General features: G+C 48.9%; 9 protein-coding genes and 1 pseudogene. All 10 read right to left on the reverse strand.

Annotation, left to right across the window (positions count from 1 at the left end; all coding sequences use genetic code 11):
* Positions 1-70 precede the first annotated feature (70 nt).
* Positions 71-556, reverse strand: coding sequence for a metal-dependent hydrolase (locus M3212_RS15115; protein ID WP_251194807.1), 486 nt, complete (start codon positions 554-556; stop codon positions 71-73).
* A gap of 188 nt (positions 557-744) precedes the next feature.
* Positions 745-1,851, reverse strand: coding sequence for an isocitrate/isopropylmalate dehydrogenase family protein (locus tag M3212_RS15120; RefSeq protein WP_251194808.1), 1,107 nt, complete (start codon positions 1,849-1,851; stop codon positions 745-747).
* Positions 1,852-2,022: 171 nt separating this feature from the next.
* Positions 2,023-3,086: pseudogene (locus M3212_RS15130) on the reverse strand (Ldh family oxidoreductase).
* Position 3,087: 1 nt separating this feature from the next.
* Positions 3,088-4,173 carry an Ldh family oxidoreductase gene (locus M3212_RS15135; RefSeq protein WP_251194811.1) on the reverse strand — a complete coding sequence of 362 codons (1,086 nt, stop codon included), beginning with the start codon at positions 4,171-4,173 and terminating at the stop codon, positions 3,088-3,090.
* Positions 4,157-4,840 carry an RraA family protein gene (locus tag M3212_RS15140; protein WP_251194812.1) on the reverse strand — a complete coding sequence of 228 codons (684 nt, stop codon included), beginning with the start codon at positions 4,838-4,840 and terminating at the stop codon, positions 4,157-4,159. The genes M3212_RS15135 and M3212_RS15140 overlap by 17 nt, the downstream gene beginning before the upstream one ends.
* A gap of 201 nt (positions 4,841-5,041) precedes the next feature.
* Positions 5,042-7,486, reverse strand: coding sequence for a DNA topoisomerase IV subunit A (gene parC / locus M3212_RS15145; RefSeq protein WP_251194813.1), 2,445 nt, complete (start codon positions 7,484-7,486; stop codon positions 5,042-5,044).
* 2 nt (positions 7,487-7,488) lie between these two features.
* Entirely contained in the window at positions 7,489-9,477 is a 1,989-nt protein-coding gene (gene parE / locus M3212_RS15150) for a DNA topoisomerase IV subunit B (RefSeq protein ID WP_251194849.1), read from the reverse strand.
* A 316-nt stretch (positions 9,478-9,793) separates the two neighbouring features.
* Positions 9,794-10,207 (reverse strand): CoA-binding protein, encoded by a 414-nt coding sequence (locus M3212_RS15155; RefSeq protein ID WP_251194814.1) that lies wholly within the window; start codon positions 10,205-10,207, stop codon positions 9,794-9,796.
* 87 nt (positions 10,208-10,294) lie between these two features.
* A complete protein-coding gene (locus M3212_RS15160; protein ID WP_251194815.1) occupies positions 10,295-11,824 on the reverse strand; it encodes an ABC transporter permease/substrate-binding protein in 1,530 nt (509 codons plus the stop codon).
* Positions 11,824-12,753 (reverse strand): ABC transporter ATP-binding protein, encoded by a 930-nt coding sequence (locus M3212_RS15165; RefSeq protein WP_251194816.1) that lies wholly within the window; start codon positions 12,751-12,753, stop codon positions 11,824-11,826. Before M3212_RS15165 ends, M3212_RS15160 begins: the two co-directional genes overlap by 1 nt.
* Positions 12,754-12,881: the final 128 nt, after the last annotated feature.

The following is a 12,881-nucleotide window of genomic DNA, read 5'->3' on the forward strand; positions in this document are numbered from 1 at the left end:
ATTTAGTTTATGAGGCTTGTATTAACTGATTGTGGCCATGCTTTACAAGTTACGGGAAAGGCGCATTTTCTCAAAAGCTCATTAAGCCCAAGGCAATGATAACAAGCATTAAGCTCAGCCCGACAATCGTTTCTCCCAGCTTTGAGCCGGTATAGCGATTCAGTGGAAATTGAAAGCTCGTTTGCAACGGATACAGTAATTTCACTCCACGTGGTGTCATCGCATCGAGGATGATGTGACTGATAACGCCGGCCAGAATACCAGCTTGAAGGTCCGCCGCAAAGCCAAATGACCATTGGTTTAACAACCATGCCAAACCGATGATAAAAAGCAGGCTGTGCGTGATCGCGCGATGTCCGAAAACGCGATGAATGCTTTTTGAAATAAGTGGAAGCCTTCTCCCAAGCATTGATTTCGGATGGCAAATATCCGGTAGGATCGCCCCGATTAATGCTGAGCTGTAAAAGACAATCGGCTGTTGCGCGGTAACGTCAAATAATTGAGTCGTCATGACCCCGGCTGCCAGCCCGCCGATAATGTGGGTTGTTCCCTTCATGCTTCACCTCAGATGTTTCATCAAATTAGTTGACATAATATTTTTATCTACTACTAAATCTTAACAGAAAATAATATTGTACCTTAACTTATCTTCTTAATAAAGAGCCTTCTTGATCAAATTTAAAAAGAAATGAAAAAACAAAGCCTCCACCCTTTCTGCTCATCGGTGAAGGCTTTGTTTTTTCGTTATAACAGCTGGGCATGAGTTTTCATCTGGGCAATAATCGCCTCGGCCACTTCTGCTGTTGTGCTTGTTCCGCCAATATCGACCGTTTTAACACCACGTTTAACCGTTCTGGCCACCGCCTGCTCGATCAATTCGCCGGCTTTTTTTGCCGCCGGGCAATTATGCTGATCACTTAGCCAATCGAGCATCATGCTGCCTGATAAAATCGTCGCCAGCGGATTGGCGATTCCTTTACCGGCGATCGTTGGCGCGGAGCCGTGAGCGGGTTGAAACATCGCATGCTGATAACCGATATCCCCCGATGGCGCCATTCCCATCCCGCCAACCAATGCCGCAGCTAAATCAGAAATAATATCGCCGAACTGATTTTCGGTTACGATAATATCATAGTTTTGCGGCTGCTGAACCATGAGAAGCGTCATCGCGTCTATTAATACGTGGTCTCTTTCCACCTGACCTTCGTAGCGATCGGCGACATCATGGAAGACTTTATTGAAAAAAGCCATCGACCGAAAAACGTTGCTTTTATCCGTACATGTGACAACCCGCTTGTGATCAAGCAAGCGTCCGTTGCGTTTTAAAGCGAGTTGAAAGCCGATATCGACAATTTTTTCGGTGCCTTTTCTTGTGATCACCATCGTATCTGTCGCTACTTCGTCTGAAACAACGGTTCCGCCGCCGTAGGAGGCGAACAGACCTTCGATATTTTCCCGCAGCACGACAAAATCAATATTCTCAACATCGCGCAGTGGACTATCAATTCCTCTATACAATTTAATCGGCCGGACACCCGCGAATAAATCTAAATCAAAGCGAAGCTTAAACATCACCTGACCGCCGACTTCCGGCCCTCCAGGGAATTCCCGGACATCGGGAAGACCGATCGCTCCTAAGTAGATCGCATCACTTGACCGGCACGCTTCAAACGTTGCCTCCGGTAAAGCAGTGCCAGTCCGCTTATAAAGCTCTGCTCCAGCATCATAATGCTCAAAATCAAGCTCAAAACCGGAAACGATTTCTTCGGCGGTCTTTAAAACGTTGACACCCGCTTCGATAATTTCTTTGCCAATCCCGTCTCCTGGTAATACTGCGATTGAAAACCTCACTCTCATTCCCCATTTCTATTAGTAGCTTCTCTCACTATTATGACAGAATTTTCCGAATAAATAAAACATTATTTCATCAAAATAATATTCCTTTAAAATGTCGGAACGTGGGAGTAGCATTCGCAGGCTGTTCATTCGACTCTGACGGAGCTGATTCAGAAGCAGGAACCTTCATAGATTCAAAGGTGGAACACCCAGCTCCTTACTTAACGCTGTAAGCTCTTCTATCACGGTAAGTGGATAGGCGATCCCCTCCTGAAGCTGCGTTCTCGCTTTACGAGCTTCGATTTCTCCCGGAACAAAGATTTCCTCCACCCCTTCTGCCCGTGGAGATTGATGCATATATTCGATCGCCTCGTCTACATGCTTCTTAATCTGACAGGGTCGGTGAAGCTCGCGATATTGATCGCCTGCATGTAGTGACCTAAATCCTGCGGAGTCGTAAACTCTTCATACAGATCGGTAATTTTCTCTCCGAACAAAGCACCGGACAGTAACGAAGATAATAAGCCTGTCATCAGGGTCAGGCCGTATCCTTTATACCCTCCAATCGGTTGGACCGTGCCGTGATACGCTTCGACGGGATCTGTTGTCGGACTTCCATCCGGGGAGAGCGCCCATTCTTGCGGGATCGGCTGTTTTGTTTTGGCGGCAAGGACAATTTTCCCTCTTGCCACGACACTGTTCGCCATATCTAAGACGAGCGGGTCCTTATGCAAAGCCGGTACTGCTACTGAAAAAGGATTGTTTCCAAGCCGGCGGTCAGTGCCGCCCCAAGGAGCCATAATATTTGTACCGCCAATTGTTCCCGTTATTCCGATCATGTCCTCTGCTAAGACCATTTGCGCAAAATGAACCGATGCCCCGTAATGATTGCTTCCTTTGACGGCGACAACTCCTACACCGAACTGTTTTGCTTTCTCTGCAGCAATATCCATCGCGAATTTGCCGGCAACCTGTCCCATAGCGTTATCACCATCGACGACAGCTGTGGCCTTTTCATCGCGGATCACCTTTGGGCTGCCGGCCGGATTCGTAACCTTTAGCTGAAGACGCTTCACATAAATCGGCACTCTCATTACGCCATGAGAAAACACACCGCGGAGATCCGCTTTCACGAGATTATCTGCCGTAATCCGGGCATCCCCCTCGCTCATTCCGACTGCCGCAAACATCGCCTGGACGCATTTACACATCTCATCGAACGGAACTCGCTGTTTACTAACTTCTGGCATCTCAATCTCCCCCTGCTTGGTAATATGGAGAAAATAGATTCTCTTCCAATCCAACACTTTGGCCGGCCTGCTGCAGTTCTTCCATTAACTCCTTTCTAACCGGAATCCCATTTTTTCGGCGGACATTCTGTGTTTGTGCTTCCATTTCTCCAGGGATATAAATGTGTTCAAATCCTTCTGCCTTTTCAACGCTCCGGACTTCCCTGATCGCTTGATCCATCCGCTTTTTAAATTGTTCTGTGTCCATAAACAAGTCCGGACGCATGATCATAAAAAACTGGCCGTTTCCTTGCGGGGTGTCAGGCGTGTGGTATAAAGAGTGGATGTGCGGTCCCCAATTAGCTCCCGTTAAAATATTGGAAAATATATCAGCCATAAAGGCCAGCCCGGACCCCTTTGGTCCGCCAAGCGGCAGGATCAACCCATCGTCAAGTGCTTTTGCTGGATCCGTTGTATCCTTTCCTTCTTTATCAATTGCCCAGCCAAGAGGGATGGACTCGTTGTTTTTCAGCGCCATAATAATTTTGCCTCTTGCCACAACGCCAGTCGCCATATCAAGCAAAAACGGCTGTTCTTCATCAGCAGGAAAACCATACGATATCGGGCTGACACTTAAATGTTTTTTCTTTCCGCCATACGGAGCCATGACGGCTTCACCTGTAGTGGTTACAAATGCAATCAAGTCCTGCTTTACAGCCTTTTCCGTGTAGTAAGCCATCATTCCATTATGATTGGAATGATAAACTCCGACTGCGCCGATTCCTGTTGTTTTTGCTTTTTCAATTGCTATTTCCAGTGCCCAATCACCGACATAAGGACCAATCCCACCATGACCGTTAACTAGGGCGCTTACCGGTGTTTCCCTCTCAATGGATGGGGTTACGTTTTTTTTAATTCCACCTTTTTTAATTCGCTCGATATAAATCGGTACCCGCTGCAACCCATGTGTGTCGACGCCTCTTAAATTGGCATAAACAAGATGGTGAGCCGAGCTGGTTGCCTCCCTTTCATTAAGACCTGCATAAAGAAACAGCCTATGAAGATATTCTTCCATTCTTTCCGGGTTTAGATTATGAATGATACTCACACCCTTTCTCCTTCAAACGATCATCGACCCAGGATAAATCAAAGTGGCCGTCATGAATCTTTTGGATTTTCTCACGATCCTGCCGTGCCTTTTCTTTCGCTTTATAAAGAACAGTGGAACTCTCACCGGCCGGGACGACCACAAATCCATCATCATCACCAATGATGAGATCGCCTGGATCAATCGCTGCCTGACCGATTGGGATCGGGACATTTATTTCCCCTGGTCCCTCTTTCGTAGCTCCACGCGGCACAACTCCCTTTGCATAAATAGGGAGAGTCATCTCGAGTAGAGCTGAATGATCGCGGATCGCTCCATATACGATGAATCCTGTAACGCCTTTTTGTTTAGCGGCTTGACATACGATGTCTCCGATTAGAGCCGTATCAGAAGGACTCGTTTCCTCGATAACAATCACATCGCCTTCCTTTGCCAGTTGAACTGCTTTTTGAACCATTAAATTATCACCAGGTGGTACTCTTACCGTCAGGGCAGAGCCAGCAAATGTTAAGCCTTGTTTAGAGAGGCGCACCATATCCGTTGAACTTGTAATGAGATGATCACCTGCATCTGAAATGATAGCTGAATCAAATTTCTTGTATTCTTCCAGTACCGCTTGCTCAACCCGTTCAAAGGATTGAACAACTTTACATCCTAGGTTCGTCAAATGCCTTCCTCCTTCACTCAGTTTCATGAAATCGCTTACAAAAGAAAAGATAATTGTTTCATAACGTATGATGATGCAGAGGCGAATATGAATTGTCAGCCATTTTTTAACGCAAAATAAAGGCTTTTCCCGTTAAAAAACACCCCAAAAATCAGATTTGCCTTCTGATTTTTTGGGGTGGAGAATTGTCCGTCTTTCGTTCTATTGCTTGGCTTCCTCTATGACAACATGACGCCATATGTCAACGACTTCTCCGTCCGTTGCCTGATCAATGACGAACGAGCCATTGTTGTAACGGTCACTGTTCCGGTAATCTTTCGGCTGGATGTCAACCGTTGTCCCTTTGCTCGTGAAGACGGTGTAACGCTCATCTGCCTGAACAATCCGACGGCAGGCGACAACACGATGCGGATTGGATTTTAATTCACGCAGCATCACAAGACCACGTTTCGCGCGCGAAGACTTGTCGAACTCCGTTATTGCCATTTTCTTTACAGCGCCACGGTGCGTGACGACGAGCAATTCCACTTTATCATCGAGAGTAAAGGTTGAGGCGTCAACCAGCTGATCGCCCTCCTTTAAATTAATCGCCTTTACCCCGGCAGCGCGCTGACCGACAAGATTGATTTCTTCTTCGCCAAACCATAGTCCATAGCCAAACTTTGTCGCTAAAAAGAGCTCCTGATGACCATCGGTTTTGTGGACGGCGACGACTTCATCGTTATCCTTGAGCTTCAGGGCCATCAGCGGCTTAGAGAAGCGCTGCGCCTGATAAAGTGAAAGCTGGGAGCGCTTCGCCATGCCATCTTTCGTAATAAAAAGCAGCGATTGCTCTTCGGTAAACTGCTGAATCGGGATTGCTTCAATGATTTCATCATCGCGTTCAATGCCGGAAACAAGATTGGCGACATGCTGGGCGTTATCCTTCCAGCGAATATCCGGCAGCTGATGAACCGGGACATACAGATAGTTTCCAAGCTTCGTAAAGAGCAGCAGTGTATCTGTCGTGTTCATCTCATAGCAGCCGAGCAGATAGTCGCCTTCCTTCATACCCGGAGCTTCTCCACTAGATGCCGTATACGAACGGATGCTCGTCCGCTTTACATAGCCCTCCTTCGTCACGGTCACGACGACGTCCTCAGAGGCAATGAGCACTTCCATATTGATTTTAAGCTCCTCGACCTCTTCCTTAATGACCGTGCGGCGTGGGTCGGCGTATTTTTTCTTAATCGCCAGCAGGATCTTTTTGATAACGGCGATCAGCTTCTTCTCACTCGCCAAAATCGCTTCAAGCTCATGAATACGGCGTTCAAGCTCCGCGGCTTCTTCCTCAAGCGTCGTAATATCCGTATTCGTTAAACGGTAAAGCTGCAAGGTGACGATCGCCTCGGCCTGCTCTTCGGTAAAAGCAAACTGTTCAATTAAATTATGTTTAGCATCCTTCTTGTCTGAGGAAGCGCGGATCGTGGCGATCACTTCATCAAGAATCGAAATCGCCTTAATTAGCCCTTGGACGATATGCTGGCGGTCCTGCGCTTTTTTTAAGTCATAATGAGCCCGTCTCGTAAACACGAGCTTTTGATGATCAATATAGGCCTGAATCAGTGCTTGCAGCCCCATCAGCTTCGGCGCTTTATTATAAATCGCGACCATATTAAAGTTATAGGTCACTTGTAGATCGGTATTTTTATATAAATAATGTAAAATGGCTTCAGCATCGGCTTCCTTCTTTAATTCAACGACAACACGCAAACCGGTACGGTCGGTTTCATCACGAACCTCAGCAATGCCGTCGACTTTTTTATCGAAACGAAGCTCGTCCATTTTCTTCACCAGATTGGCTTTTACGACTTCATATGGAATTTCCGTAATGACAATTTGCGAGCGTCCGCCCCTTACTTCTTCAACTTCCGTCTTCGCGCGGACGATCACCTTTCCTTTTCCTGTCTGGTACGCCTGGCGGATGCCATCGATGCCCTGGACAATCCCGCCGGTCGGAAAATCAGGTCCTTTAATCACCGTCAGTAAATCATCAATCGTTGTTGACGGCCGCTCCATCTGCATAATGACGCCATCAATGACCTCACCTAAATGATGGGGCGGAATGTCGGTCGCATAACCGGCAGAGATCCCTGTCGAGCCGTTGACGAGCAGATTCGGAAACATAGCCGGGAGAACGACCGGTTCTTCTTCCGAATCATCAAAGTTCGGAATGAATTCGACTGTATCCCGGTCAATATCACGCAGCAGTTCGGAGGCGATCGCTGATAAACGGGCTTCCGTGTAACGCATCGCCGCCGGCGGATCACCATCCACAGAACCGTTATTTCCGTGCATGTCGACAAGCAGGTTGCGCACCTTCCAATCCTGACTCATTCGGATCATCGCTTCATATACCGAGGAATCGCCGTGCGGATGATAATTCCCGATGACGTTCCCGACTGTTTTAGCCGATTTACGGAAAGGCTTGTCCGCCGTGTTCCCGTCCTTATGCATCGCATATAAAATCCGGCGCTGCACCGGCTTAAGTCCGTCACGCGCGTCCGGCAGGGCCCGTTCCTGAATAATATATTTACTGTAGCGGCCAAAGCGGTCGCCGATGACTTCTTCAAAAGGAAGATCTAAGTAACGCTCTGTTTGTGCCAAGCTTACTCCTCCTCAACTATCGCAAGATTTTCGTTTTCCAATATATTCGATTCCTCATCAAGACCGAAGGCGACATGAGATTCAATCCATTTCCGCCGTGGTTCAACTTTGTCACCCATCAACGTTGTGACGCGTTTTTCGGCACGTGCCGCATCCTCAAGCTTGACGCGGATCAAGGTACGCGTTTCCGGATCCATCGTCGTTTCCCACAGCTGAACGGCATTCATCTCACCAAGCCCCTTATAGCGTTGAATTGTGTAGCCGCGTCCGACCTGGTTAATCACCTTGGCCAGCCCCCGCTCATCCCAGGCGTATTCCACCACTTCCTTTTTGCCGGAGCCTTTGCTGACCTTATAGAGCGGCGGCAGGGCGATGTAAATCTTCCCGGCCTTAAACAGCGGTCGCATATAGCGATAAAAAAACGTCAGCAACAGCACTTGGATATGCGCGCCGTCGGTGTCGGCATCGGTCATGATGACGACTTTATCATAGTTGACATCTTCCAGTGAAAAATCAGCGCCGACTCCGGCGCCGATCGTATGAATGATCGTCCGGATTTCCTCATTCTTCATAATATCATCAAGCTTCGCTTTTTCCGTGTTGATGACTTTTCCGCGCAGTGGCAGAACGGCCTGGAATTTACGGTCGCGCCCCTGCTTGGCCGAGCCGCCGGCGGAATCCCCCTCGACAAGATACAGCTCATTGCGCTGCGGGTTTTTCGATTGTGCCGGTGTCAGCTTTCCGCTTAAGAGCACGTCCTTGCGTTTGCTTTTCTTGCCGTTGCGCGCATCCTCCCGCGCCCGCCGCGCCGCTTCGCGTGCCTGCGCGGCTTTAATCGCTTTCTTGATCAGCATCGTGCTGATTTCCGGATTTTCTTCAAAGAAATAGGAGAGCTTCTCCGAGACAAGACTATCAACCGCCGAACGAGCTTCAGACGTTCCGAGCTTGCCTTTTGTCTGGCCTTCAAACTGCAGTTTCGCCTCCGGAACCCTGACGGAGACAATCGCGGTAAATCCTTCGCGAATATCGGAACCGTCAAGGTTTTTGTCCTTTTCCTTTAACAGCTTTACCTTGCGCGCGTATTCGTTGAAGGCGCGCGTCATTCCAGCCTTGGCACCGAGCTCATGCGTCCCGCCGTCCTTCGTCCGCACATTGTTGACAAAGGAGAGCACATTCTCTGTATAGCCGTCATTGAACTGAAAGGCAATTTCGATCTCAATCTCGTTTTGCTCCCCGGAAAAGAAGACGACCGGGCTCAATGTTTCTTTTTCTTCATTTAAGTATTCAACAAAGGCTTCAATCCCGTTTTCGAAATAAAAGGTTTCCTCTGATCGTTCCCCGCGCAGGTCAATTAACTCGATTTTTAATCCTTTTAACAGGAAGGCCGCTTCCCGCAGACGCTCAGTCAGTGTCTCTTTATTATACGTCGTCGTCGTGAAAATCGTCGGGTCCGGCTTGAAATGAATCGTCGTCCCCGATTTTCGTGTTTTCCCTTTTTTCTCGAGCGAGGTGACCGCCTTGCCACCGTTCTCAAAGCGCTGAGTATAGACAAAGCCGTCGCGCTTAATCTCGACGACGAGCCACTCTGATAACGCATTGACGACAGAAGCACCGACACCGTGGAGACCGCCACTCGTCGCATAGCCGCCCTGGCCAAACTTCCCGCCGGCATGGAGCACGGTTAAAATCACTTCGGGAGTCGGCTTGCCCGATTTATGCATCCCGGTCGGCATCCCGCGACCTTCGTCACTGACAGAAACACTATTATCTGGATGTATCGTCACATTTATGTATGATCCGTAGCCGGCTAGTGCCTCATCTACGGAATTGTCCACGATTTCATAAACAAGGTGGTGGAGGCCGCGGGCATCCGTACTGCCAATATACATACCCGGACGCTTTCTGACCGCTTCCAATCCCTCGAGTACCTGTATTGCATCATCGTTATAGTCGTTGTATTGTTTTTTAGCCAATGCTGCTACTCCTTTCATCATGCTACTGTTCATTGTAGCACAACAGAACAAACGTTTCGATTTGTCATTCGTTCTACCTTGCTTTTACTATTGTAGCGATTATTTCAGTATTCGCAACCGTCAATCGCGCGTTTCCACTTAAGAAAACCACACAGCGGCTTTTCCTGGAGGCTCTCGCGGAGCCGTTCCATTCGTTTGAGGCTCACTGAAAGCGGGGCCTTTCGGTCCTTCCTCTACTATAGCTCGTCCTCTGTTCCTTTCGGAAATTTATCCTTTCTCACCTTAAAAAAACTCTCGAAAAGATCAGGATAAGATCTTTCGAGAGCATTTTCGGTTATTTCCACTTCGCATGCTCAACCTTAATACAGCGATTCATGACACTGATAATACCATGCTCCTGAAGAATGTCAAAGGCTTCCTCACTCTCAAGTCCGAGCTGGGCCCAAAACACCTTCGCCCCGACCTCGGCCGTTTCCCTCGCTACCTCAGGCAGAAACTCACTGCGGCGAAACACATTGACGATATCAATCTCCCCGTCAATTTCCTTTAGGGAAGAGACAGCCTTGACCCCTAATATTTCATCTGCTGTCGGGTTAACCGGAATAATTTCATAGCCGGCTTTTTGCATTGCTTCCGATACCATATAGGACGTTCTCTCCGGCTTATCCGATAAGCCGACAACTGCAATTCGTTTATGTGTCGCTAAAATCTCTTTAATTTCTTGATCACTTGGATTTTGAATGCTCATCTTTCCAGCTCCTTCATCATCTTCTATCCTAACATTGTTCTCCATCAGCCGCTGACATTCCTGCCGGGACAGAGGAAAATCAGGCTTTTATTTAATATATCCCTTTTCCTGTAAAAAATCACGGGCGACAGCTTCTGGGTCAGCATCCTTATAGTCGACCAGATAATTCAACTGCCGGATCTCTTCCTCCGTCACCGCTCCGGCCAGGCGTTCAAGCGGAGCTTCTATTTCCGGATAGCGCAGCAGCGTATCCTCCCGCACGAGCGCGCCGCCCTGATAAGGCGGAAACAGCTGGCTGTCATCCTCCAGCACTTGCAATTCATATTCAACAAGCTCCGGATCAGTCGAATAGGCATCAATTAGCTGAACCTCGCCGGAAACAAGCGCTCTGGCACGCAAGGCGGCATCCATCGTCTGAACATCGGCAAATTCAAAGCCGTACGCCTCTGAAAAACCGGCGTAACCATCCTGGCGATCAATGAATTCAAAGGTAAAGCCGGCGACAAGCTGATCGTGGTACGGCTCAAGCTCTGAAATCGTCTGCACACCGGTTTCTTCCGCAAATTCCTGCGTTACAGCGATCGCATATGTATTCTGATACGCCATCGGTTCCAGAAAGACGAGCCCTTCCGCCTCATAGATCTCATCGCGTGCTTCTTCATAGGCAGTCCGGGGATCATAGCTGAACTCGTCCCGTTGAAGAATACCGCTTAAAATCGTTCCGGAGAATTCAAGATAAAGATCAATGTCGCCAACTTTCAACGCGTTAAAGACAATGTCCGTGCCGCCAAGCCCCGACTGAACTTCAACGTTCAAATCTGTTTCTTCCTCAATTAACAGCTTGTACATATTGGCGACAATCGCCGGCTCCGCCTGAAGCTTTCCGCCGATGACAATATCCGTGCTACTCTTTTCAGTAAACAGCAGCGGAATGACGATCAATGCAACCGCACATGTAAGCAGGCCAATGACCGGTTTATACGAGGCACCTTTTGTCTGCTTTTCGGTCACCCGCAGCACGAGATCAAACCCTAAAGCGAGCAGCGCCGCCGGAATAGCGCCGAGCAGGATATATTCATTATTTGCCCGCTGGATGCCGATCATAATCAAATCACCGAGTCCGCCGGCGCCGATTAATGCCGCAAGTGTAGCTGTGCCGACAATCAACACCATCGATGTCCGGACTCCAGCCATCACCGTTGGCATCGCCAGCGGCAGCTCGACCTTGAGCAATCGATGACGCCAATTCATTCCCATCCCTGTTGCTGCTTCGCGAATCGCCGGGTCCACTTCATTAATGCCGGTGTACGTGTTGCGCAGTATCGGCAATAAGGCGTAGATCGTCAGGGCGATAATCGCCGGCGTCGGCCCGATCCCGACGAGCAGAATCATAAAGCCGAGGAGCGCCAGGCTTGGAATCGTCTGCAATACAGCCGTTACACCGATGACCCATTCCGCGTAACGCGGATAGCGCGAGAGAATAATCCCTAGTGGGACAGCGATGAAAACAGCACACAAAAGGGAAAGTAACGATAATTGCAGATGCTGCCATAAGGACGACCACAGCAAGTCCTGCCGCATGACAAACAAGTCACCTAACCGTTGGATCGCTTCCATCAGGCACCTCCCTGGGCGAGATGGTAGGCGAAGTCTTGATACGTAATACGGCCGACCACGTCCGTCCCTTCTATGACATAGAGCTCCGGCTCACCGGCCAGTCGCTCATACACTTCGCGCAGCGGTGCATCGGCAGAAATGGTGCTTATACCCTCTGGCATCTTTCCCGCCACAGGAGACATCAACTGACGCAGCGTCACCGGTGCCTGGCGGTTGCCAATAAAGGCTGAAACGAACTCATTAGCCGGCTCCTGCTGCAGCTGAGCCGGGGTGCCGATTTGCACCACTTTGCCATCCTTCATGATACAGAGACGATCTCCGAGCTTGAGTGCTTCCTCCATGTCATGCGTCACAAATAGAATCGTTTTCCGGATCGTCTGTTGGAGCCGTTTAATGTCTTCCTGCAGCTGCTCACGACTGATTGGATCCAACGCACTAAATGGCTCGTCCATCAGTAAAATATCCGGATCAGCCGCCAGCGCCCTGGCGACACCGACGCGCTGCTGCTGGCCGCCGGACAATTCCCGCGGATAGCGGTGACGAAATTGAGCCGGTGCAAGTCCAATGAGCGTGAGCAGCTGATCGATCCGCTCATCAATCGCCCGCTTTGACCATTTCTTCAGCTCAGGCACGACAGCGATGTTCTCGGCGACGGTCATCGTCGGGAACAAGGCGATTTGCTGCAGTACATAGCCGATGTTCCAGCGCAATTGATCGATGTTTACTTCGGCGATATTTTTTTGCTGAATCGAGACACTCCCTTCACTGGGCTCAATTAAGCGGTTGACCATTTTCATAGTTGTTGTTTTTCCACAGCCCGAGGGGCCGATCAAAACAAAGCATTCGCCGGCCTCAATCGTCATATTCAGCTGGTTTACCGCAATGGTCCCATCTGGATAAGCCTTTGTTACATCTTTAAATGTGATCATAAAATGACGTCCACTCCCTTTACCTAACATCCTAAGTTCTATACCCTTTTGCCTGAATCATAAGCCTGTGAATCCTTGCCAACTGTTTGTCGACTTTCCGTTATGATTGACGAAAAATCGAAAAACAA

Source organism: Halalkalibacter oceani, assembly GCF_023715705.1.
Taxonomy (GTDB): domain Bacteria; phylum Bacillota; class Bacilli; order Bacillales; family Bacillaceae_D; genus Halalkalibacter; species Halalkalibacter oceani_A.